The sequence below is a fragment of the Serratia marcescens subsp. marcescens ATCC 13880 genome (genome assembly GCF_017299535.1).
GTDB classification, from domain to species: Bacteria; Pseudomonadota; Gammaproteobacteria; order Enterobacterales; family Enterobacteriaceae; genus Serratia; species Serratia marcescens.
The window spans coordinates 3,569,473-3,592,132 of the sequence record NZ_CP071238.1 but is presented as its reverse complement, the minus strand read 5'-3'; the positions used below and the strand labels follow the sequence as shown (position 1 = coordinate 3,592,132).

Annotated in this window: 22 protein-coding genes; 16 read left to right on the top strand and 6 right to left on the bottom strand. The window is 62.7% G+C overall.

Features of this window, described 5'->3' with window-relative positions; genetic code table 11:
- The first annotated feature begins 56 nt into the window (after positions 1-56).
- The 5 genes from aroC (at position 57) to J0F90_RS17130 (ending at position 3,737) form a co-directional block, all read left to right on the top strand.
- Positions 57-1,142, top strand: coding sequence for a chorismate synthase (aroC, locus tag J0F90_RS17150; RefSeq protein ID WP_004936219.1), 1,086 nt, complete (start codon positions 57-59; stop codon positions 1,140-1,142).
- 5 nt (positions 1,143-1,147) lie between these two features.
- The gene (gene mepA / locus J0F90_RS17145; RefSeq protein ID WP_033639752.1) at positions 1,148-1,975 is read left to right on the top strand and encodes a penicillin-insensitive murein endopeptidase; all 828 of its coding nucleotides are present in this window, start codon (positions 1,148-1,150) and stop codon (positions 1,973-1,975) included.
- A gap of 3 nt (positions 1,976-1,978) precedes the next feature.
- Positions 1,979-2,785: a sulfite exporter TauE/SafE family protein gene (locus J0F90_RS17140; protein ID WP_016926853.1), complete on the top strand. Its 807-nt coding sequence runs from the start codon at positions 1,979-1,981 to the stop codon at positions 2,783-2,785.
- A gap of 80 nt (positions 2,786-2,865) precedes the next feature.
- On the top strand, positions 2,866-3,423 hold the full coding sequence (locus tag J0F90_RS17135; protein WP_016926854.1) for an elongation factor P hydroxylase: 558 nt from the start codon (positions 2,866-2,868) through the stop codon (positions 3,421-3,423).
- A 32-nt stretch (positions 3,424-3,455) separates the two neighbouring features.
- On the top strand, positions 3,456-3,737 hold the full coding sequence (locus J0F90_RS17130; RefSeq protein ID WP_016926855.1) for a YfcL family protein: 282 nt from the start codon (positions 3,456-3,458) through the stop codon (positions 3,735-3,737).
- Between the two features lie 41 nt (positions 3,738-3,778).
- On the opposite strand, the gene mnmC is transcribed toward J0F90_RS17130, so the two are convergent.
- Complete coding sequence (gene mnmC / locus J0F90_RS17125; protein ID WP_033641381.1) at positions 3,779-5,800, bottom strand: bifunctional tRNA (5-methylaminomethyl-2-thiouridine)(34)-methyltransferase MnmC2/FAD-dependent 5-carboxymethylaminomethyl-2-thiouridine(34) oxidoreductase MnmC1; 2,022 nt, start codon at positions 5,798-5,800, stop codon at positions 3,779-3,781.
- A gap of 170 nt (positions 5,801-5,970) precedes the next feature.
- Between mnmC and fabB the strand changes: the two genes are divergently transcribed.
- Positions 5,971-7,191 (top strand): beta-ketoacyl-ACP synthase I, encoded by a 1,221-nt coding sequence (gene fabB / locus J0F90_RS17120; protein ID WP_004936203.1) that lies wholly within the window; start codon positions 5,971-5,973, stop codon positions 7,189-7,191.
- A 212-nt stretch (positions 7,192-7,403) separates the two neighbouring features.
- Entirely contained in the window at positions 7,404-7,625 is a 222-nt protein-coding gene (locus J0F90_RS17115; RefSeq protein ID WP_004936201.1) for a putative periplasmic lipoprotein, read from the top strand.
- A 52-nt stretch (positions 7,626-7,677) separates the two neighbouring features.
- Here the strand turns inward: J0F90_RS17115 and apbE are convergent, their stop codons facing one another.
- Positions 7,678-8,709, bottom strand: a complete 1,032-nt coding sequence (apbE, locus tag J0F90_RS17110; protein ID WP_033639753.1) for an FAD:protein FMN transferase ApbE — start codon at positions 8,707-8,709, stop codon at positions 7,678-7,680.
- Positions 8,710-8,861: 152 nt separating this feature from the next.
- Here apbE and J0F90_RS17105 point away from each other — a divergent pair, with 152 nt between their 5' ends.
- Positions 8,862-9,974, top strand: coding sequence for an SLC13 family permease (locus J0F90_RS17105; protein ID WP_033639755.1), 1,113 nt, complete (start codon positions 8,862-8,864; stop codon positions 9,972-9,974).
- On the opposite strand, the gene pepT is transcribed toward J0F90_RS17105, so the two are convergent.
- The gene (gene pepT / locus J0F90_RS17100; protein WP_033639756.1) at positions 9,971-11,218 is read right to left on the bottom strand and encodes a peptidase T; all 1,248 of its coding nucleotides are present in this window, start codon (positions 11,216-11,218) and stop codon (positions 9,971-9,973) included. The genes J0F90_RS17105 and pepT overlap by 4 nt on opposite strands.
- 217 nt (positions 11,219-11,435) lie before the next feature.
- Between pepT and J0F90_RS17095 the strand changes: the two genes are divergently transcribed.
- Positions 11,436-12,332: an endonuclease/exonuclease/phosphatase family protein gene (locus J0F90_RS17095; protein ID WP_016926861.1), complete on the top strand. Its 897-nt coding sequence runs from the start codon at positions 11,436-11,438 to the stop codon at positions 12,330-12,332.
- A gap of 27 nt (positions 12,333-12,359) precedes the next feature.
- On the opposite strand, the gene pdxR (J0F90_RS17090) is transcribed toward J0F90_RS17095, so the two are convergent.
- Positions 12,360-13,793: a MocR-like pyridoxine biosynthesis transcription factor PdxR gene (gene pdxR / locus J0F90_RS17090; RefSeq protein WP_195757901.1), complete on the bottom strand. Its 1,434-nt coding sequence runs from the start codon at positions 13,791-13,793 to the stop codon at positions 12,360-12,362.
- A 93-nt stretch (positions 13,794-13,886) separates the two neighbouring features.
- Here pdxR (J0F90_RS17090) and J0F90_RS17085 point away from each other — a divergent pair, with 93 nt between their 5' ends.
- Positions 13,887-14,342 (top strand): rhodanese-like domain-containing protein, encoded by a 456-nt coding sequence (locus tag J0F90_RS17085; RefSeq protein WP_033639758.1) that lies wholly within the window; start codon positions 13,887-13,889, stop codon positions 14,340-14,342.
- A gap of 4 nt (positions 14,343-14,346) precedes the next feature.
- Here J0F90_RS17085 and flk read toward each other — a convergent pair whose 3' ends face one another.
- Positions 14,347-15,375: a flagella biosynthesis regulator Flk gene (flk, locus tag J0F90_RS17080; protein ID WP_033639759.1), complete on the bottom strand. Its 1,029-nt coding sequence runs from the start codon at positions 15,373-15,375 to the stop codon at positions 14,347-14,349.
- Positions 15,376-15,580: 205 nt separating this feature from the next.
- On the opposite strand from flk, the gene J0F90_RS17075 reads away from it, so the two are divergent.
- Genes J0F90_RS17075 through J0F90_RS17060 form a run of 4 tightly spaced genes read left to right on the top strand, consistent with a single transcriptional unit; the run spans position 15,581 to position 19,235 of the window.
- Positions 15,581-15,943, top strand: coding sequence for a hypothetical protein (locus tag J0F90_RS17075; RefSeq protein WP_033639760.1), 363 nt, complete (start codon positions 15,581-15,583; stop codon positions 15,941-15,943).
- A 49-nt stretch (positions 15,944-15,992) separates the two neighbouring features.
- Positions 15,993-18,029 carry a protein-disulfide reductase DsbD family protein gene (locus tag J0F90_RS17070; RefSeq protein ID WP_033639761.1) on the top strand — a complete coding sequence of 679 codons (2,037 nt, stop codon included), beginning with the start codon at positions 15,993-15,995 and terminating at the stop codon, positions 18,027-18,029.
- On the top strand, positions 18,026-18,742 hold the full coding sequence (locus J0F90_RS17065) for a DsbA family protein (protein ID WP_033639762.1): 717 nt from the start codon (positions 18,026-18,028) through the stop codon (positions 18,740-18,742). Before J0F90_RS17070 ends, J0F90_RS17065 begins: the two co-directional genes overlap by 4 nt.
- Entirely contained in the window at positions 18,735-19,235 is a 501-nt protein-coding gene (locus tag J0F90_RS17060) for a protein disulfide oxidoreductase (protein WP_033639763.1), read from the top strand. The genes J0F90_RS17065 and J0F90_RS17060 overlap by 8 nt, the downstream gene beginning before the upstream one ends.
- Here the strand turns inward: J0F90_RS17060 and pdxR (J0F90_RS17055) are convergent.
- Complete coding sequence (pdxR, locus tag J0F90_RS17055; RefSeq protein WP_033639764.1) at positions 19,232-20,698, bottom strand: MocR-like pyridoxine biosynthesis transcription factor PdxR; 1,467 nt, start codon at positions 20,696-20,698, stop codon at positions 19,232-19,234. The genes J0F90_RS17060 and pdxR (J0F90_RS17055) overlap by 4 nt on opposite strands.
- A 172-nt stretch (positions 20,699-20,870) precedes the next feature.
- Here pdxR (J0F90_RS17055) and J0F90_RS17050 point away from each other — a divergent pair, with 172 nt between their 5' ends.
- Together J0F90_RS17050 and J0F90_RS17045 are read left to right on the top strand one after the other, a co-directional pair.
- Positions 20,871-21,866: a DMT family transporter gene (locus J0F90_RS17050; RefSeq protein WP_033639765.1), complete on the top strand. Its 996-nt coding sequence runs from the start codon at positions 20,871-20,873 to the stop codon at positions 21,864-21,866.
- Positions 21,867-22,022: 156 nt separating this feature from the next.
- Positions 22,023-22,652, top strand: coding sequence for a CatB-related O-acetyltransferase (locus J0F90_RS17045; protein WP_016926871.1), 630 nt, complete (start codon positions 22,023-22,025; stop codon positions 22,650-22,652).
- Positions 22,653-22,660 lie beyond the last annotated feature (8 nt).

Below are 22,660 nucleotides of genomic sequence, written 5' to 3'. Positions count from 1 at the left end.
CCAAGGCCCGTATGGCGGGCCTCATAACGATAAAAGACTAACGGTAAGGAGCCGTGATGGCAGGAAACAGTATTGGGCAGATTTTCCGCGTCACCACCTTCGGTGAATCTCACGGGGTGGCGCTGGGTTGTATCGTCGACGGCGTGCCGCCAGGCATCCCGCTTACCGAAGCCGATTTGCAACACGATCTGGACCGCCGTCGTCCGGGCACCTCGCGTTACACCACCCAGCGTCGCGAACCGGATCAGGTGCGCATTCTCTCCGGCGTATTCGAAGGCGTGACCACCGGCACCAGCATCGGTCTGATCATTGAAAACACCGATCAGCGCTCGCAAGACTACAGCGCCATCAAAGACGTGTTCCGTCCGGGGCATGCCGACTACACCTACGAACAGAAATACGGTCTGCGCGACTATCGCGGCGGCGGCCGCTCTTCGGCGCGTGAAACCGCCATGCGCGTTGCGGCGGGCGCTATCGCCAAGAAATACCTGCAGCAGAAGTTCGGCGTGCAGGTGCGCGGCTATCTGGCGCAGATCGGCGACGTGACCTGTGAGCTGAAAGACTGGGATCAGGTCGAGCAGAACCCGTTCTTCTGCCCGGATCCGGACAAGCTGGAAGCGCTGGACGAACTGATGCGCGCGCTGAAAAAAGAGGGCGACTCCATCGGCGCCAAGGTCAGCGTGATCGCTGAAAACGTGCCGGTTGGCCTGGGTGAGCCGGTGTTTGACCGCCTCGACGCCGATCTGGCGCACGCGCTGATGAGCATCAACGCGGTGAAAGGCGTGGAGATCGGCGACGGGTTCGCCGTGGTGACCAAACGCGGCAGCGAAAACCGCGATGAAATCACCCCGGAAGGCTTCCAGAGCAACCATGCCGGCGGCATTCTCGGCGGCATCAGCAGCGGCCAACCGGTGATCGCGCATCTGGCGCTGAAACCGACCTCCAGCATCATGGTGCCGGGGCGCACCATCAATCGCCAGGGCGAAGCGGTGGAAATGGTGACCCGCGGTCGCCACGATCCGTGCGTGGGCATCCGCGCCGTGCCGATCGCCGAAGCGATGATGGCGATCGTGTTGATGGATCACCTGCTGCGCCAGCGTGCGCAAAACGGTGATGTGGTTTCCGACGTGCCGCGCTGGTAATCGCCATGAAAAACTGGATGTTGGGCCTGCTGGCCCTGACGGCCTCTGCTTCCGCCATGGCGCTGACGCCGTGGCAGAAAATCGACCATCCGGTGGCCGGCGCGCCGCAGGCGGTGGGCGGTTTCGCCAACGGTTGCGTCATCGGCGCGCAGCCGCTGCCGCTGAACTCACCGAACTACCAGGTGATGCGTACCGACCAGCGCCGCTATTTCGGCCACCCGGATCTGCTGGCGTTCATTCAGCGTCTCAGCAGCCAGGCGAATCAGAAAGCGCTGGGCACGGTGCTGATCGGCGACATGGCGATGCCGGCCGGCGGGCGCTTCAGCAGCGGCCACGCCAGCCACCAGTCGGGGCTCGATGTTGACATCTGGCTGCAGTTGCCGCGCCAACGCTGGAGCGCGCAGCAATTGCTGAAGCCGCAGCCGATCGACCTGGTGTCGGGCGACGGCAAGCAGGTGGTGGCGCGCCAATGGCAACCGCAAATTGAGTCGCTGATTAAGCTGGCGGCACAGGATGCGGAGGTGACGCGCATCTTCGTCAATCCGGCGATCAAGCAGCGCCTGTGCCTGGATGCCGGCGCCGATCGGGCCTGGTTGCACAAGGTGCGGCCGTGGTTCGGCCACCGTGCGCACATGCACGTGCGTCTGCGTTGTCCGGCCGGCAGCCTGGAGTGCCAGGAGCAGGATACGCCGCCGCCGGGCGACGGCTGCGGCGCCGAACTGGCGAGCTGGTTCGTACCGCATCAGCCGAACGCGAAGCCGGGCAAACCCGTGCCGCCGCCGTTACCGCCGACCTGTCAGGCATTGCTGGATCACCATTTCTCAGCGGAATAACACATGGACTGGTTCGTCATTGGCCCCGAGATGCTCGGGGTGTTGTTTGCGGTAGCGCTGCTGGCGGGGTTTATCGACTCCATCGCCGGCGGCGGCGGGTTGCTGACGGTGCCGGCCCTGCTGGCGGTGGGGGTTCCTCCGGCGCAGGCGCTGGCGACCAATAAGTTGCAGTCGGTCGGCGGCTCCTTCTCCGCCAGTCTGTACTTCATTCGTCGGCGAGCGGTGAATCTCAACGACCAGAAGCTGACGATTTTTCTGACGCTGATCGGCTCGATCGCCGGCGCCATTTTGGTGCAGCATATGCGCGCCGATTTGCTGCGGCAGATGTTGCCGCTGCTGGTGATCGGCATCGGTCTCTATTTCTTGTTGATGCCGCGACTGGGGGAGGAAGATCGTCAACGCCGCCTTGGCGCCTTGCCGTTCGGGCTGGTGGCCGGTGGTTGCGTCGGGTTTTACGACGGCTTTTTCGGCCCCGGCGCCGGTTCATTCTACGCGTTGGCCTACGTGACGCTGTGCGGTTTCAACCTCGCCAAGTCCACGGCGCACGCCAAAGTGCTGAACTTTACCTCCAACGTCGGCGGGTTGGCGCTGTTCATCATCGGCGGCAAGGTGGTGTGGAGCATCGGTCTGGTGATGTTGGTGGGGCAGGTGCTGGGGGCGCGTCTGGGCGCGCACATGGTGCTGACCCGCGGCCAGAAATTGATTCGGCCGATGATCGTGATCGTTTCGCTGGTGATGAGCCTCAAGTTGCTGTACGACAATCACGGCGCGGAAATTCAGCAGTGGTTGACCGCCTTGATGCACGGTTAAAGATGAAAAGGGGGCGCTGCTTACGCGCCCTGTCTTATCGGGTATAATGGCCTCTTTATTTTTGTGGTTATAGAGTTTTTATGTCAGACACGCAGACCCGTCATCGCTATGAACAGCTGATCGAGATCTTCAATCGCTGCTTCAGCGATGACTACAACACTCGCCTGGTGAAGGGCGACGACGAACCCATTTACCTGCCGGCCGACGATGAACTGCCGTATCACCGAATCGTGTTCGCCCACGGTTTCTACGCCAGCGGCCTGCACGAAATCTCGCACTGGTGCATCGCCGGTGAAGCGCGCCGTCAATTGGTGGACTTCGGTTATTGGTATTGCCCGGACGGGCGCGACGCGCAGACCCAGAGCGAATTCGAAGCCGTGGAGATAAAACCGCAGGCGCTGGAATGGATGTTCTGCGTGGCGGCCGGTTTCCCGTTTAACGTCAGCTGCGACAACCTGAATGGCGACTGCGAGCCGGATCGCATTGCGTTCCAACGCAAGGTGCGCGACCGGGTATTGACGCTGCTGGAGCAGGGAATACCCACAAGGCCTGCGCGCTTTATTCAGGCGCTGCAATCGTTCTACAATACGCCACCGTTGGCGGCCGAGCATTTTCCGTACCCGGAAGATCTCAACTGACGCCACAGTCCGTTATTTAATGAGGAAATTTGATGATCGCAGAATTTGAAGCGCGCATTTTGGCGCTGATTGATGACATGGTAGAGCACGCCAGCGATGATGAACTGTTTGCCGGTGGCTACCTGCGCGGTCATCTGACGCTGGCGGTGGCCGAAGCGGAAGAGCAGGGCGAACACACCGCTGAAGCGCTGAAAGCGCGGGTGGAGGAGAGCCTGCACAAGGCGATCGCCGCCGGTGAACTTTCGCCGCCGGATCAGATCCTGGTGCGCGGCATGTGGGAAAACCTCTATCAGGCTGCCACCCCTGCCGCCTGACCGCCATGCCGGGGCGCGATCGCCGCGCCCCTCCGGGTTGATTAAACCGCACGTCCCTTCAGTAATTTCCGCACCCACATCCGATTCGGATTCAACGCCGCCAGCAGGCGCGCATCGCCCGGCAACGGCTCGCCGAACAGCTGCGCCGCCAAAATTTCCGCCGCCAGCGGCGCCGAGCTCAGCCCGCGCGAGCCTAATCCGCCGATAGCGAACAGGCCGGGATAGACCGGCGCATCGGCGACGGTTTCGCCGCGCTGATTTTGCCGCTGCAAATCCTGATACTGCGTCAGCGTGGCCTGATAGTCCGGCAGCGCGCCGACCATCGGCAGATGATCTCGGGTGGCGCTGCGCACGCCGCAGCGCGCCTGGCGTGCGCTGACGTCCACCTGCTGCGGCCAGGCCTGCTCCGGCAGGCAGCGCAGCAGGCGCTCGCGGTTTTCCTGTTGCTCCTGCTCGCGGTAGTCGGTGGCGATGTCGCCGCGCTGATAGCTGGCGCCAATGCAGTGCTGGCCGTTGTTGGCATTAATCGGCGTCAGGTAGCCGTCGTAGCACAAGACCTGCTTCAGTTGACCGAGGGCCGGCGAGGTCGGGATATGCGACACCTGCCCGCGTACCGAATACAGCGGCAGGGCTTCCGTCGGCGCCAGCTCGGCCAACCGATGGCCGTTGGCCAGGATCACCGTCGCATGGCGCCGGCAGTCGCCGTTGGCGAAATCGATGCGCCAGCCGTTTTCTTCCTGCGTCAGCATCTTTGCATCGTGCCGGTAGCGGCAGACCAAGCCCTGGCGCTGCGCCAGCGCGATAGCGCCGCGCGTCAGCTCGGCCGGGCACAGCCAGCCGCCTAGCGGGTAGGTGATGCCGCCAAAGCCGGTATCGACGCCGCAGCGTTCGCTGAGCGTCTCGCGGTCGGCCGCCATCGCCAAGGCCTGCGGCCAGTCGGTTTTCAGCATATTGGCGATCTTGGCGCTGCTCTTTTCGTCATAGGCCAACTGGCTGACGCCGCACCACTGGTGATCGAAGGCGACGCCTTGTTGCAACAGGGCGTCGTATTGGCGGCGGGCGAAGGGAAACGCGGCGCTGAAGAAACTCTCCAGCGCGTCGCCGCTGCCGTTCAGCAAAGGATAAATCGCGCCCTGGCGGTTGCCGGATGCGCCTTCGGCCGCCTGTTCATCGGCGCAGTACAGCGTGACGGTGGCGCCGCGCCGCAGCAAGGCCAGCGCAGTGAGCGCGCTGGCGACGCCGCCGCCGATCAGGGCGATGTCGGCGGTGTTGTCCGCCGCCGGGCGTCGATACCAGGGCGCTGGGTGTGCGGCAGGCTGCGCATCGGCCGGGAGCTCGCCGGCGAGCATCTCACGCTTTTGGCCGAAGCCTTTGCAGCGGTTGACCTGAAAACCGGCCTGTTGCAAGCCGCGGCGCACGAAGCCGGCGGCGGTAAAGGTGGCGAAGCTGCCTCCCGGCCGGGCGAAACGCGCCATGGCGGCGAACAGTTGATCGGTCCACATGTCGGGATTCTTTGCCGGCGCGAAGCCGTCGAGGAACCAGGCATCCACCTGGTTATTCATGCTGGCGTCAAACTGCGGCAGCAGATCGTTGACGTCGCCGAACCACAGATCGAGCGTAATGCGGCCTTCGGCTAACAGCAGGCGATGGCAACCCGGCAACGGCAGCGGCCATTGGGCGCGTAGTTCGTCGGCGTAAGGCGCCAGCTCCGGCCAGCGCGCATGCGCCGCCGCCAGGTCAGCCTGCTGCAGGGGGAATTTTTCGAAGCTGATAAAGTGCAGACGCTGCAGCGTCGCGTCCGGCTCGGCCTGACGGAAGCCGGCGAAGGCCTGCCACAGCGTGAGGAAATTGAGCCCGGTGCCAAACCCGGTTTCCGCCACGACAAACAGCGAGCGCGGGTGGACGGCGAAACGCTGCGGCAGCCGATTGCCGTGCAGGAAGACATAACGGGTTTCTTCCAGCCCATCCTGATTGGAAAAATAGACGTCATCAAACTGTTTCGAAACAGGTGTACCCTGTTCGTTCCAGGTTAGCGTTGCGGTTTGGATGGGGGCGTGGTTCACGGTCAATGGCTCGAAATTCAAGGGATGCCGCGAATTCTAACGGCGCTGGCGCCCCGGCGCAAACTGGACAACAATAAAGCTGAAAAACGCTGATCGGACTTGTTCGGCTTACATCTGTACGCTAAAGTGCGATGCAAAATCCCGTAGGTTAATAGTGGAAGAGGTATTGAATGAAACGTGCAGTGATTACTGGCCTGGGAGTTGTCTCCAGCATTGGTAATAACCAGCAGGAGGTCCTGGCAAGCCTGCAGGAAGGACGTTCTGGGATCACTTTCTCCCAGGAGCTGAAAGATTCCGGCATGCGTAGTCACGTATGGGGGCAAGTTAAGCTCGACACGACCGGCCTGATCGACCGCAAGGCGGTGCGTTTCATGAGCGACGCTTCCATTTATGCCTTCCTGGCGATGCAAGAAGCGATCGCGTCTTCCGGCCTGAAGGAAGAAGAGTATCAAAACAACCCGCGCGTAGGCCTGATCGCCGGTTCCGGCGGCGGTTCTCCGCGTTTCCAGGTGTTCGGCGCCGATGCGATGCGCAGCCCGCGCGGCTTGAAAGCGGTTGGCCCGTACGTGGTCACCAAAGCCATGGCTTCCGGCGTTTCCGCCTGCCTGGCGACGCCATTCAAAATCCACGGCGTGAACTACTCCATCAGCTCCGCTTGCGCGACCTCCGCACACTGCATCGGCAACGCGGTTGAGCAAATCCAGCTGGGCAAACAGGACATCGTGTTCGCCGGCGGCGGCGAAGAGCTGTGCTGGGAAATGGCCTGCGAGTTCGATGCGATGGGCGCGCTGTCCACCAAGTACAACGACACGCCGGAAAAAGCCTCCCGCACCTACGACGCCGATCGTGACGGTTTCGTCATCGCCGGCGGCGGCGGCATGGTGGTGGTTGAAGAACTGGAGCACGCGCTGGCGCGCGGTGCACATATCTACGCAGAAATCGTCGGCTACGGCGCGACTTCCGACGGCGCCGACATGGTTGCGCCTTCGGGCGAAGGCGCAGTGCGCTGCATGAAGATGGCGATGCAGGATCTGGACGCGCCGATCGACTACATCAACGTGCACGGCACCTCCACACCGGTGGGCGACGTGAAAGAACTGGGCGCCATTCGCGAAGTATTCGGCGACAATACCCCGGCTATCTCCTCCACCAAGGCGATGACCGGTCACTCGCTGGGTGCCGCGGGCGTGCAGGAAGCGATCTACAGCCTGTTGATGCTGGAGCACGGCTTTATCGCACCGAGCATCAACATCGAAACCCTGGATGAGCAGGCGGTCGGCATGAACATCGTGACTCAACCGACTCAGCGCGAGCTGACCACCGTGATGTCCAACAGCTTCGGCTTCGGCGGCACCAACGCCACCCTGGTGATGCGCAAACTGGCGAAATAATCCCGCCTGAGCCTCACCTCGCCATCAAGCCCGCGTTTTCGCGGGCTTTTTATTGCTCAAAGCCCACTTGCCGGGCGCTCGGAGTTTTCCCAAATCACATCCCCTGACACATCATTACCTCGCCATTACACGCGTTGGGCATACAATAGCCTGGTAGCGTGATTATCGCTCGGCGTAGCTTTATAAAGTGATCGAACATTGAGGCAAGAAGTATGAAAAAGTTAATTGCGGTTGGGTTACTGTCGGCCGTATTGGCCGGATGCGCCACCGATTCTCCCTGCGTGCCGGTCTACGATGACCAGGGGCGTCTGGTGCACACCAACACCTGCATGAAGGGCACCACTCAGGATAACTGGGAAACCGCGGGCGCGATCGCCGGCGGCGCGGCGGCGGTTGCCGGTCTGACCCTCGGCATCATCGCGCTGACCAAGTGATCGGCGCGGAACAGGACTAAGCCCGGCCATTGCGTGCCGGGCTTTTTTTATCTCACTGCACCAAAAACGCTTTGAACTGCGGCGTCATCACGGCGCTGAAACCGTCGTCGGTTTTACTGATCAGGTAGACCGCCAGCCCTTTCTCTTCCGCGAGCTGCAACGCTTTCTCCGTGCCCAGCACCATCAGACCGGTATCCCAGCCGTCGGCCTCGAGCGCGGTCGGGGCGATCACCGTGGCGGAAACCAGCCGGTGGTTGATCGGCGTGCCGGTGATCGGATCGATGACATGGGAGTAGCGCTGGCCGTTTTGTTCAAAGTAGTTGCGGTAGCTGCCGGCGGTGCTGATGCCGTAACCGTGCAGATCAACCAGCGCCTGCACCGCATTTTCACGATCGGTCGGCTTTTGGATCGCCACCCGCCAGGGTTTGCCCTGGCCGTTGACGCCGCGTGAAGAGACCGCGCCGCCGACCGATACCAGGTAGTTGGTAATGCCGTTGCGGTTCATCAGGCGCACCAACTCATCCGCGCCATAACCTTCGCCCAGCGTCGAGAGATCGACATACATGTCCGGCAGATCTTTTTGCAGCCACTCCCCGCGGTTGTCGCTGATCAGCTTCAGGTGCTGCAGGCCGGTGCGCTGCTTCGCCGCGTCGATCTGCGCCTGTTCCGGCACCTTGACCGGATGTTTGTCTGGGCCGAATCCCCACAGGTTCACCAGCGGGCCGACGGTGATATCCATGGCGCCGCCGGTATCGCGGCCGATGCGTTGAGCCATCAACACGATGTCCGCCATGCCGCGCGGGATCGGCTGCGGCCCGAGGCTGGCGCTGCGGTTAAACCGAGACAGCACCGAATCGGCGCGGTAGGTAGAGATATCGTCGTTGGCCCGTTCGAGCACCGTGTCGATCTGCCGCTGCAGCTCTTGTTTGCCGATCGCGACGTCACCGCTGACCTTAACGCTGTAGAAGGTGCCCATGGTCTTGCCGTCGATATCGATTTGCGGGCGGGAGGAGGCATCGTCGCAGGCGGCGAGCAGGGCGCATAAGGCGCTCAGCAACGCCCCTTTGGCGAACAGGGAAGCCATAACATGTCCTTTGAAAACGAGAAAGCCGCTACAAATAAAGTAAAGCGCGGCAAATGAAAAGCGGATAAAGGTAAAATAGCATTTTGCTGGCGCTGAAGCCGCGTCTGAGCTAACGTCTGCCCATTCTTTTCGGTGAGGTTCACGCAGCCACCATGAGTTCAACCGCCATTTCTCGGTTTATCCACCCCTTTATCAAAGATCGCTTCTTGCATGCATTGTTGCTGGCCGGCGTGGCGATGTTCGCTTTTCATCCGCAACCGCTGACAGCGCTGGGTGGTTTCATCGACGGCCGTACCCTCATCACCCTGTTGGGGCTGATGCTGCTGACCAAAGGCGTGGAGGTCAGCGGCTACTTCGATTTTGTCGGCCGCAAGATTATCAACCGCTTGCTCAGCGAACGGCGGCTGGCGCTGTTCCTGGTGTTTTCCGCCGCGCTGCTGTCGTCGTTTCTTACCAACGATGTGGCGCTGTTTATCGTCATTCCGCTCACCATCACGCTGAAAAAGCTGTCGGCGCTGCCGGTTGGCCGCTTGATCATCTTCCAGGCGCTGGCGGTGAACGCCGGTTCGTTGCTGACGCCGATCGGCAACCCGCAAAATATCCTGCTGTGGAGCCGCTCCGGCCTCTCTTTCCTCGGTTTCATCGGCCAGATGGCGCCGTTTGGCGCCGCAATGATGTTGAGCTTGCTGGCGCTGACCTGGTTAAGCTTCCCGGCGCGCGACATTGTGAAAGCGCCGAATACCGAGGGGTATCCCTACCAGCGGCCGCTGTTGCTGAGCTGTGTAGGGCTGTATGCGGTTTTCCTGCTGAGTCTCGATTTCGATCTGCCGTTGTATGGGCTGTTGGCGGTGTTCGCCGGTTTCTTGCTGCTGGCGCGCCGGGTGCTGTTGCAGATCGACTGGAGCCTGATTTTCGTGTTCGCCGCCATGTTCATCGATGTCGGCCTGTTTACCCGTTTGCCGCCGCTTCAGCCGGCGTTCGCCGCCATCGCCGGGCTGAGCGAGGGCGGCGTGTATGCGTTGGGCGTTGGGCTGTCGCAGATCGTCAGCAACGTGCCGGCCACCATACTGTTGCTCAACTATGTGCCTTCCAGCGCTCAGCTGGCCTATGCGGTCAACGCCGGCGGCTTCGGGTTGGCGATCGGATCGCTCGCCAACCTGATTGCGCTGCGCATGGCGGGGGAGCGCATGATCTGGTTGCGCTTCCACTATTATTCGCTGCCGTTGTTGGTATGGGCCGCGTTGCTCGGTTGGGTGATGAGCTAAGCCGGTTGGCCGCTTTGCCGCGCGGCCAGCAGGCAAATGCTGCGGGTCACCTGATAGGATTTCACGAAGGCGCTGACGGGTAAAAACTCGAAGCGCGAGTGGAAGTTATGCGCGCCGGTGAAGTAATTGGGCGTCAGGATGCCGCGGCTGGAGAGCGCCGCGCCGTCGGTGCCGCCGCGCATCGGGATCACCTTCGGCGGGATGCCGTGGGCGGCGAGGGCGCCGAAGATCAGATCGATAGCGCGCCGGTCCTCGCCGATGGCGTTGCTGATGTTGCTGTAGATGTCGCTGACGCTGCAGCTGACGTTGGCGCGCGGATAGTTGGCCGCCACCTGGCGCACCGTCTCCTCAAGGCGGGCCTTGCGCGTCTCGAACGCCGCGCGATCGAAGTCGCGAATCGACACCTTCAGCGTCGCCTGATTGGCGTTGGCGGCCAGATCGGTGAACCAGAAATAACCCTCGCGCCCCTCGGTGTGCTCCGGGGTATCCTGCACGTCGAATCGGTTTATGATGTCGTTGGCGATGCGTATCGGGTTGATTAACACGTTTTTCGCCGACATCGGGTGGGCGGTCACTCCCTCGATGCGGATCTCCGCCGCCGCCGCGTTGAAATTCTCGTATACCACTTCACCCAGTTCGCAGCAGTCGATGGTGTAGGCGAAATCGACGGGGAAGCGCTGCAGATCCAGCGCCTTGGCGCCGCGCAGGCCGATTTCTTCGTCCGGCACGAACGCCACCACGATATCGCCGTGGCGATCGGCCGCGGTCAGGTTGGCCAGCAGCGTCATCACCACGGTGACCGCCGCCTTATTGTCGGCACCCAGCACGCTGGTGCCGTCGCTGAACAGGATCTCTTCGTTCCGGTAGGGCAGGATCTCCGGATGCTCGGCGACCCGCAGCCAGATGTCTTGCTCGGCGTTCAGACATAAATCTTCGCCGGTGAAGCGCAGGCGCTGCGGGCGAATCTCGGGCGAGAGGCAAACGTCCACGGTGTCGATATGCGTGATGAAGCCGATGCGCGGCGCGCCGGGTTGGGTGCCGGGCTTGCGCGCGCTCACGGTGGCGTGCTCGTCGATTTGCACGTCGGCCAGGCCGAGCCGGCTCAGCTCGTCCGCCAACAGTTGCGCCATCTCATGCTGCCCCGGCGTGCTGGGCAGGGTGGCTGCGGCGGCGTTACTCTGGCTGGTCACCGCCAGATAGCGGAAGAAACGTTCGGTAAGCTGTTCGGCAATCGGGCTGGTCATTGGAACTCCTCGCGGTTGGCAATCTACCGGTTTTAAAACGAAATCAGCCGTTTGTCCAACGGTGCAATGCGTAAACCGCCAGAATGCGAAGTATCGCGCAGAAACGAAAAATAGCGGTGCAACTAGGAAATAGTCGCAGGTTTCTGCGGCAAAATCGGTGTTAGCTGTGGGCCGGGATGCGCCCACATAACACTTATCTGTCCCTCAAGGAGAATTCATGCACACCGGTCACGCTCTGCTTATCACCTTACTGTCCCTGGGTATCTCTCACAGCGCCTGGTCGTCTGCCGATACCGGGCACGCCAACAGCAACGCCAACAGCCGCGAGGTGGCCAGCGCGTTGGGCGGCCTGAAGAACAAAACCTACGAACTGGAACAGGCGCCGAAGATCCGCGTCGCCAGCTTCAATATCGCCGCCGGCAAGGTCAGCGACATGACCGCCATCGCCAAGGCGATTCGCGCGATGAACGTCGACGTGGTGGCGCTGCAGGAGGTGGATAAACTCACCGCCCGCAGCGGGCGGGTTGATCAGGCGGCGGAACTGGCGAAGCTGACCGGCATGCAGGCGGTGTTCGGCCGGGCGATCGATTTCGACGGCGGTGAATACGGCCTGGCGTTTCTCTCGAAGTATCCGCTGCACGACGCCGTGATCTATCCGTTGCCGTCCGGCCAGCGCGAGCAGCGCATCGCCTTCAGCGCCAAGGTCGATGTGCCGGAGTTCCCGACGCCGATCACCCTGTTCAACACCCACCTCGATACCAAGGAAGATCCGACGATGCGTCTGGATCAGGTACGGGAGCTGAACGATCGCACCATCGAAGTGCGCGGCATCAAACTGCTGTTCGGCGACATGAACGACGTGCCGGGCAGCGTCACCTGGCTGGAGCTGAGCCGCTATTGGAACGATATCATGCCCAACGGGCAGGACGGCCGCAGCTGGCCAGCGGAAAACGCCGAAATCAAGGTGGATTACATCTTTAGCGGCAATGCGCAGCGTTGGCATCTGGACAGCCTGACGGTGCCGAACGCCAGCGGCGATTGGAACGGCGTGCACTGGCCGGCGGTGAGCGATCACCTGCCGCTGGTGGCGGAGATGCGCCTGACCGAGCAATAAGCCGGCCGGCGTCTCTCCGGGGCAGGGCTAAGCCGCGGCGATCCGCGCCAGCCGCTCGACGGCGCTGCGGATCTCGCCCGGCGTCAGGGCCGAAAAGCCCAGCAGCCATCCGTCGCGCTGGGCCTGAACCGTTTGGTATTGCGTAGTTAACCCGGGCGTAAGGACGCCGAGCCGCCGCGCCTGCCGGCTGAGCGCCGCCTCCTGGCCGGGCGGCAGCCAGACGCTGAGCTGCAGGCCGACGGCAGCGGGAGCGGGTGTGGCGAAGTGGCCGAGTTTTTCGCGCACTGCCGCCAGCAACACATCGCGCCGGCTATGGTAGAGTTGGCGCATGTAGCGGATATGCGCGGCGAAGTGCCCCTGGCGGATGAATTCGGCGGTGACCGCCTGCATCAGCTGCGCGCTGTGGCCGTCATACACCGTGCGCGCGGTGACGAACGCTTCAACCAGCGTGGGCGGTACGATCAGGTACGCCAACCGCAACGAAGGGAACAGCGATTTGGAGAAGGTGCCGAGGTACAGTACCCGGCCACGGCGATCCAGGCCCTGCATCGCCGGTATCGGCAGGCCGTCGTAATGAAACTCGCTGTCGTAATCGTCCTCAATGATCCAGGCCTGCTGTCTTTCCGCCAGCGTCAGCAATGCCAATCGGCGCGCCAGGCTGAGCGCTGCGCCGGTTGGGTATTGGTGCGAGGGCGTCAGATAAATCAAACGCGGCTTGGGCAAGGAGGGCTCAGCGCGCAGGCCGTCGCCGTCTACCGCCACCGGCGTCAGGGCGGCGCCGGCGCTGATAAAGGCGTTTCTCGCCCCGGCGTAACCCGGTTCTTCCATCCAGACGCTGTCGCCGCTGTCCAGCAGCAACGTGGCGATCAGCTGCAGCGCCTGCTGCGAACTGGTCAGCACGATAACCTGGTTTGCATCGCAGATTACGCCGCGCGTTTGGTTGACGTGGGCGGCAATCGCTTCACGCAGCGGCAAATAGCCCTGTGGGTCGCCGTAGCGCAGCAGGCTTTCCCCCTGTAGCCGCAGGCGCTGCGCGGTCAGCTGCTTCCACAAGGCCAGCGGAAACGCGCGCAGATCCGGCGAGCCGGCGGCAAACGCCTGTGGCTGCTGCGGATCGCGGCAGCCGCCGGTTTGCACGATCTGTTGGCCGCGCTGCGAAAGGCGCGGCAAGCCGGAGCCGGCTGCCGGCGGCGGTGATTTGGCGATGGTAATCGCCACAAAGGTGCCCTGGCCGACGCGGCGCTGCAAATATCCTTCCGCCTCCAACTGGCCGTAGGCTGCTTCGACGGTCACCCTTGAGAGGCTCAGATCCCCAGCCAGCACTCGGCTGGAGGGCAGGCGTTGCCCAATGCTCAATGCGCCGTGGTGGATGGCTTGCCGCAATGCCGCGCACAAACGATCGCGCAGTGTGCCGACGGCCTGGGGCGATTGCTGAAACAGCGTGATCAGCGTGTGCCGCATAATGGGTCTTATCATCTGTGGATAATGGGTATCAATCATAAGACCAAAATGGGGCACTATTGTCATCTGTCTTGATGCACGGGAGTAAGTGATATGTCGAAAGAATCATTGGTGCTGGCTTTTCCGCCGGCGTCGCCGGAAGAGAGTTTGGCCTACCTGGCGGCCAAACTGAGCCGCTATGCGGATGCCTGGGATGTGGCGGAAGATCTGCGCAATGGCGTGGACGGGATAGTGGTGATCGATACCCGCGCGGAGGCGCTGTACGCCGCCGGGCATATTCCCGGCGCGTTCAGCTTGCCGCATCGCCTGATGGATGAAGCCGGCACGGCGCATCTGGATCGTCAAAAGGTGTATGTGACCTACTGCGACGGCATTGGCTGCAACGGATCCACCAAAGGCGCTTACAAGCTGGCGAAACTGGGATTCAGGGTGAAGGAATTGATCGGCGGGCTGGACTTCTGGCTGCGCGATGGCCATCCATTGGCCATCGGAGAACAGCCGGGATCGCTGCGCGATCGGGCGGCTGCTGAGGACTGCGGCTGCGCCTGAGGCGTTAAAACACCAGCGCCAGCACGACCGCCAACGCCAACAGCAGCAGGATCAGCGCCACGGCCGGCTTGCTGAGCGCTTTTTGCAGCGGCAGAGGCAGAGCGGCGATCAGCGGGTTGAGCAGCGGCTGCGGTTCGACAGGGTGGCTGGCGATCGGCTGCGTCTGGCCGGCTTTATCCAGACGGCGGGCAAACAGCTGATGAATGGCGTCGCTCATTTGCGGGTGCGTCAGCGGCGCATTAGCGCCGCAGTTGAAGCGCGCCTGGCAATAGTCGTTCATCTGCTGCAGTTCTTGCTTATCCGCCGGCTGTTTGAGCGCCGCCAGCAGGTTGTTCAGCGTCGGCGCGTTCTGCGGGCTGAGCGCCACCTTCACCTGTAAAAACTGGTTCAGCAGCTGGAAGTGGCGCGCCGGCAGCGGATCGTTGGTTTTCACGCCCGCCAGATCGAACAGTGTTTGCCAGATTTTAGCCGGCGCTTCGCCGGTCGCGGCGCTGAGTTTGGTGATCTGCTGCTGCAGGCTTTGATGCTCTGCGGGCAGCAGCGGGCGATCGCTGGTGGCGGTTTGCTGCGGCTGGGGAATGGTCAGGCCGCCGGTCTGCAACAGATTCAGCACCTGCTGCAATTGCGGTGGGCTCAGCTGGCTCAACACCGTATGGCCGAACTGCTGGCGAATAAAGTCGCTGACCGCCTGGCGGTTATTGCCCTGCGGCAGCAATTCGGCCAGCTGTTGCAGCAGTTGGCGCCCGGCATGGTTTTGTTGCGCCTGCGTCAGGCGCGTTTGCAGCAGCTGTTCCGCCGGTTGAAAATGGCGCGCCAGCAGTTCGCCGCCTTTGTCGGCGCCGAGATCGTGACGCAGAGACGCCCAGATCTCCGCCGATTTGGCCGGGCTGAGCGTCATGATTTTCACGATCAGTTTTTCCAGCGTCGTGCGCTGCGCCGGAGAGAGGGGTTGATCGTCAGTGGCCGCCGTTTTGCCCGGGGAGGGGGGGCGTTCGCCGGCGATTGGGGTGCCCGGCCCACTCAAAGGTTGCATATCACCAGTCCTTCGCTGTGTATCCCCGCAGTGTGCCTGGAGGAGAGAATCGTCATCGTACCCGGCGAAAAGCGCAGGCTTACCGTCTATGATACCTGTAAATCGCCGCCATCAATACCGCCGCTCAGACATTTCTTTACCGACAAAACGTTGCTAAACGCGTCTGCGTCGCTAAGATAACCCCAGATCTGAACATGAGGATGGCATGGTTAAACGGCAGCGGATTGCAAAATGGTTTTTATGCCTGGCTTGCCTGGTGGTGCTGACGTGCATGACCCAGCGCATGGCGGGCCTGCATGCGCTGCAGCAAACGCTGGGGATCCCGGCCGCCACTGCCGTGCAATCCAGCGACGCCGCCGCCGAAGCGCAGCCGACGCCTTGTGAACTGAGCGCCAAATCATTGCTGGCCGCGCCGCCGGTAATGTTCGAAACCGTGCTGTTCGGGCTGGGTCTGCTGCTGGCGCTGTTGGCGCCGACCATTGCCGCGCGTCTGCGCATTCCTCCTCCCCGCGCCATTTCACCGCCCACCCTCAGGGTGCACCTTCGATTATGCGTCTTCCGTGAATGAGTTAATCGCCCGTTTTTCGCGGTGAATTAATCATTTATGGAGAATTAACATGTTGAAAATTATCAGGCTGGCCTGCGCTTGCCTGTTTATGCTGTGGCTGCCTGCCTTGCAGGCGGCGGACAGCGGCTGGCTGCAAAACCCGGCCAACGATCATGCCAAGGTGCGGCTGCGCGCCGACACGTCACAGCCGGGAGAGACCCGTCTGCTGCTGTCGGTCGAGCTGCAAAAAGGCTGGAAAACCTACTGGCGCTCTCCAGGCGAAGGCGGCATCGCGCCGGCTATCGTCTGGCAGGGTAACCCGCCGCCGGCGACCTGGCACTGGCCGACGCCGCAGCGTTTCGAGGTGGCCGGCATTTCCACCCAGGGCTATCACGATCGGGTCACGCTGCCGATCGTGATGTCAGGCCAGGTATCCGGCCCGCTGGCGGGTACGCTGACGCTGTCCACCTGCAGCAACGTCTGCATTCTGACCGACTACCCGTTCAGTCTGGATCTGACCACGCCGAACGATCCGCAGTTTAACCATGACTTCGCGCAGGCAATGGGGCAGGTGCCGATCGCCGCCGGGTTGGCGGAAAGCGTCAAGGCCGGGTATCGCAGCGGCGAGCTGCAGATTTCCGCCGAACGCGCCGCCGGCTGGCAACAGCCTGCGCTGTTCTTCGATACCCTGGCGGATGCCGATCTCGGCAAGCCGCAGGTCGAGACCGACGGCGCTCAGCTGTTGGCGCGAGTGCCGGTCAGCGATGGCTGGGGCGATGCGGCGCCGGATCTGCGCGGCAAAACGCTGACGTTGGTGATCGACGACGGCGGCATGGCGCAGCAGATTACGCTGCCGATTGGCGAGCCGCTGGCCGCGCCCGCCGGTGCGGCGTTCCCGTTATGGCAGGCGGTATTGATGGCGCTGGCGGGCGGGTTGATCCTCAATCTGATGCCGTGCGTCCTGCCGGTGTTGGGCATCAAGCTCGGCTCCATCCTGCAGGTGGAGCGGCGCGATCGGCGCAGCGTTCGTCTGCAGTTTCTGGCGTCGTCGCTGGGCATCGTCGCCTCGTTTATGGCGTTGGCCCTGCTGATGACGCTGCTGCGGCTCGGCAACCACGCGCTCGGCTGGGGCATTCAGTTCCAGAATCCGTGGTTTATCGGCTTTATGGTGCTGGTGACGCTGCTGTTCAGCGCCAACCTGTTCGGCCTGTTCCATCTGCGCCTCTCATCCGATTTGAATACCTCGCTGGCGACCCATAACGGGCGCGGTCTGAGCGGCCATTTCTGGCAGGGCGCGTTCGCTACGCTGCTGGCGACGCCGTGCTCGGCGCCGTTTCTCGGCACGGCGGTGGCCTTCGCGCTGGCGGCGTCGCTGCCGGTGCTGTGGGGCATGTTCATCGCGCTCGGCATCGGCATGAGTCTGCCGTGGCTGCTGATAGCCGCCTGGCCGTCGCTGGCGCTGCGATTGCCGCGCCCCGGCCGCTGGATGAATACCGTCAAGCTGGCGATGGGATTGCTGATGCTGGCGTCGTCACTGTGGTTGCTGAGCCTGCTGAGCAATCATATCGGCGCGCAGGCCACGCTGTGGCTGGGGGCGCTGGCGCTGCTGGCATTACTGCTGGCGGTGTGGCGCCAGCAGGGGGCACGGTTGGCGGCCAAGCTGGCGGCGGGCACGTTGGTGCTGGCGGGCGCGGCCTTGCTGGCCGGCTCGCTGACCGCCGGTCTGTGGCGTCAACCCTTGCAGGATCGGGTGCAGTGGCAACCGCTGAGCGAACAGGCGATCGCCGAGGCGCTGGCGCAGCATAAGCGGGTGTTCGTCGACGTGACCGCCGACTGGTGCGTGACCTGCAAAGCCAACAAATTCAATGTGCTGCTGCGCGATGACATACAGCGGGCATTGAGCGCCGATGATGTGGTCGCGCTGCGCGGCGACTGGAGCCGCCCGTCGGCCGACATCAGCGCCTTCCTGCAAAGGCGCGGCAGCGTCGCCGTGCCTTTCAACCAAATCTATGGCCCCGGTAGCCCGGATGGCGAGGTGTTATCCCCGCTGTTGACCCGTGACGCCGTGCTGCAAACGCTTTCCCATGCCAAAGGAACCGAACAATGAAAAAACTACTGATTTTACTGATGATCATCGCCGCCCCAGCGTGGGCCGCCGAGCCTTTCACCCCGGCACAAGAGGCGCGTATCAAAGAGATGATCCGCGAAACGCTGGTGTCCAACCCGGACATTCTGGCGCAGGCGGTGGACGCCTGGCAGCAGCAAACCGCCGGCGAGCAAATCAGCCAGGCTATCAAGCAGAACGCCAAAACGCTGTACCAGGATCCGGCCAGCCCGCGGCTGGGCGCCGCCAACGCCAAACTGACGCTGGTGACCTTTACCGACTATAACTGCCCGTACTGCAAGCGTTTTGATCCGATGCTGGAGAAGATCGTCAAGCAATACCCGGACGTGGCGCTGGTGGTGAAGCTGCTGCCGTTCAAGGGCGAAAGTTCGGTCAGCTCGGCGCGCGTGGCGCTCACTGCCTGGCAGCAGCACCCGGAGCAATTCTGGGCCTTGCATCAGCGGCTGATGGCGAAAAAGGGCTTCCACGACAATGCCAGCATCGCCGCCGCGCAGGAGAAAACCGGCGTCAAGGCGGTGGCGCCGAGCGAACAGAGCATGACCACGCTGCGCAGCAATATGGCGTTGGCGGAGCAACTGGGCGTACAAGGAACGCCGGCGACGCTGATCGGCGATCGGATGCTGCCGGGGGCGGTGTCGTATGAAGAGCTGGAAACGATGGTGAAGCAGCAGCTGGCGAAGGCCAACAATGGCTAAGCTCAAGCGCTGGGGGCGCGAGTTGCTGCTGCTGGCGCTGATCGCATTGGCGGTGGTCACGGTGATGGATTGGCTGAACGCGCCGCAGGCGCCGCCGGCCTTCGATGCCCAGACGCTGACCTCGCTGGACGGCGAGCGCGTGTCGTTGGCGCAGCTTAGCCATGAGCGGCCGCTGCTGGTTTACTTTTGGGCCAGTTGGTGCGGCGTTTGCCGTTTCACCACGCCGGACGTCGCCCGCTTGCAGGCGGAGGGCGGCAACGTGCTGACCGTCGCGCTGCGCTCGGGCGGCGATACCCAGGTGAAACAGTGGCTGGCGCGTAAACGGCTGGCGCTGCCGGTGGTCAACGATCCGGCCGGCGCGCTGTCGGCGCATTGGCGGATTGGCGTGACGCCGACCTTCGTGGTGATCTCGCAGGGCAAGGTGGTGCAGAGCACCACCGGCTGGACCAGCTACTGGGGGATGAAGCTGCGGCTGTGGTGGGCCGCCGTCTAACCGGCGCTTTTCTCCGCTATCACTTCCTCAATCGCCCGGCACAGCCGGGCGATACCTTCTTCAATTTGCGGCGGCGAGTTGGCGGCGAAGTTTAGCCGCAGGCCGTGTGCGCCCAGCTGTTCCTGCGCATAGAAGCATTCACCGCGGGCAAAGGTGACGCCGTGCCGCCAGGCCGCCGGCATCAGTTCGGCGGTGGTCACCGTCGCGGGCAGCGTCAGCCAGATAAACAAGCCGCCTTGCGGCGTTTCGAAACGGCACCCCGGCGGCAGCCGCCGTTGCAACGCGTAGATCATCACTTCCAGATGCAGGCGATAGACGCGCCCGGCGCGCCGCAGCTGCTTGTCGTAACGGCCGACGGTGACGAACGCGTCCAGCGCCCGCTGGATCAGGCTGGAACTGGTGAAGCTGTCGACGTGCTTCAGCCTGGCGAAACGCTGATAGTGTTCGCTGTCCGCCACCAGATAGCCGATGCGCATGCTGGGCAGCAGCATTTTGGAGAAGGTGCTGACGTAGATCACCGCGCCCGGCTGCGCCAGCGCGCGCAGCGACGGCAGTTGTTTGCCTTGATAACGCAGATCGCCGACGAAGTCGTCTTCCAGGATCACCACGCCGGCCTGTTGGGCGATCGCCAGCAGACGTCGCCGGCGCGTCTCGCTCAGGCAACGGCCGGTCGGGTTGTGGAAGTTGGGGATGGTGTAGATCAGTTTGGGGCGGTGGCGTTCCAACAACTCCGGCAGCAAATCCACCCGCATGCCGTGGCGGTCGCCGGGCACGGTGACGATATTGATGCGGTGCTGGCGCAGCAGGCCCAGCGCTTCGGCATAGGTCGGCTCTTCGACGATCACCGTATCACCCGGCGCCAGCAGGCTTTGCACCACCAGACTGATGGCATGCTGCGAACCGTTGGTGATCAGCACCTGTTCCGCCTGCGTGGGGATGCCCTGGGCGCTGAGGATGCGGCTCAGCGTATCGCGCAGCGGATAGTAGCCGCAGTATTCGCCGTAGCTGAAGGCCTCTTCCGCGTGGCGGCTGAGCACTGACAGCAGCACTTTGCGAAACGCCTCCAGCGGAAATATTTTGGGGCTGCCGACGCCGGCGGCGAAGTTGATCAGCCCCTCCGGCAGCGGGGCGTCGGCGTAGCCGTCCAGACGCGAGGTGAGGGTGGTGAAGCTCTCCAGCGGGAAAGGGGCGTCGCTGGTCGGGCGGGCCGGGCGCGTTTGCGCCTGCGGGTGCGCGACATAGGCGCCGCTGCCGCGCCGCTGATGCAAAAAGCCCTTGGCCGCCAGCTCGGCGTAGGCGTTATCCACCGTTAAACGGCTGACCGCCAGCTCGGTCGCCAGCGTGCGCGTCGAGGGCAGCTTGTCGCCATCGACGAACACGCCGGTGAGGATGGCGCGCCGCAGCGCTTCTTCGATCTGTAAATAGAGCGGAACGTCCTGCTCGCGATCTAACGGGATGTGCATGCGAAATTGGCCCGGTTAGGGAGAGATATTTTCACTATACCCCATGTCAGCAGGGCTTCAAGCGCAGAAAAGTGGCCTGCATGACAACGCCGCAAAGTGGCTATAGTGAGAAAAAATGGCCGCGTTACACTCTGTGCCTGAGTATTTATGTCGCCATTTCTCCGAGGATCTCATGTCATTACCGTCAGGCGTTTCCGCCCGGCCGGCGCTGCCCGGCGCGCGCCTCTTTCAGGGCAGCAGCCAGGGGTACGTCATCGCCATGATCAGCGCCATGCTGCTGGCCTTTACCGCCATCATCATCCGCGCGCTGACCGAGTATTACCACCTGCCGACCTTCGTGCTGGCGTTCTGGCGCGCGGCGCTGGTGGCGCTGGTGCTGTTGCCGCTGTTGTTACTGGTGAAACCGCAGTGGGCGCGCCTGCGCCGTGAACAGGTATTGTTCTACGCGCTTTACGGGCTGCTGCTGGCGCTGTTCAACAGCCTGTGGACGCTGTCGGTGGCGCTGAACGGCGCATCGGTGGCGACCATTCTGACCTACTGTTCGGTGGGCTTTACCGTATTCCTCGGCTGGGTGATGTACAGCGAACGCCTGACGCTGCGCCAATTGCTGGTGATCGCCATCAGCCTGGGCGGCTGCTTCCTGGTCAGCAACGGCGACAGCATGGGGAACAGCCACTTCGATCTGCTGGGGCTGCTGGTGGGGATGCTGTCGGGCATCGGTTATACCCTGTATACCCTCGGCGGGCGGGTGGCCAGCGAACGCGGCTATCCGGTGTGGAACACCATCCTGTACGTGTTCGGGTTTTCGGCGCTGTATCAGCTGGTGTTCAATGCGGCGCTGACGGCGTTCCCGTTGGCGGCGTTCCACGGCATGGCCGGCGATCTGTGGTTCCTGTCGCACAGCGCGCAGGGCATTCAGTGGAGCGGCTGGCTGTTGCTGCTGGCGTTGGCCGCCGGGCCGACGCTGCTGGGTTTCGGGTTGTATAACATCAGCCTGAAAACGCTGCCGCTGGCGGTAGCCAACCTGATCCTGTCGCTGGAGCTGGTGTTTACCGCGGTGATCGCCTATTTCCTGCTGGGGGAGAACATGAATCAGCTGCAGCTGCTGGGCAGCGCGTTGGTGATGGGCGGGGTGCTGCTGTTGAAAAGCAAGACCGCCGAGGCGTGATCGGTTAGCATTACGCGTCGCAAGAGAGGCGGTAATGATGAATAACCCGAGATTGAAACGAGCGCTTATCGCTTGAATGGCCGTGTTGAGTGAACGACAACACGGCCACAGACACTCCGTTCCGTGGCTTTTATTCCCGTAACAAGAGAATACGCCATGTCCGAAAAACACTGGTCCAAAACCGAGCTGCTGCATCAGACGGTGACCAACCCGAATATAATCGTCAAAGGCACCCACAGCTACTACAGCGACTGCTGGGACAACGGCTTCGAACGCTCGGTGGTGCGCTATCTGCACGGCGACGCGGTCAGCCGGCAATGGCAACCGCTGGGCGAAATAGACCGTTTGCTGATCGGCGATTACGTGTGCATCGCGGCCGAAGCGGTGATCCTGATGGGCGGTAATCACACCCATCGCATCGACTGGCTGAGCCTGTACCCGTTTATGGCAACCATCAAGCAGGCGTACCGCCCCAAAGGCGATACCCGGCTGGGTGACGGTTGCTGGATTGGCATGCGGGCGATGTTGATGCCGGGGGTATCGATAGGCGAAGGGGCGATCGTCGCCGCCGGCAGCGTGGTGGCCGGCGATGTTGAACCTTATGCCATCGTCGGCGGTAACCCGGCGACGTTTATCCGTTGGCGATTCACGCCGGAAATCATCGCGCGGTTGCTTGCGTTGCGCCTCTATGACTTGTCCGAGGCGGACTTTGCGGTGATCCAGCCTCTGCTTGCCGATGACGATATCGGGGCGCTGGAAAAGGGAATTGCGGCCTTGCGCCGTTAAACACCACG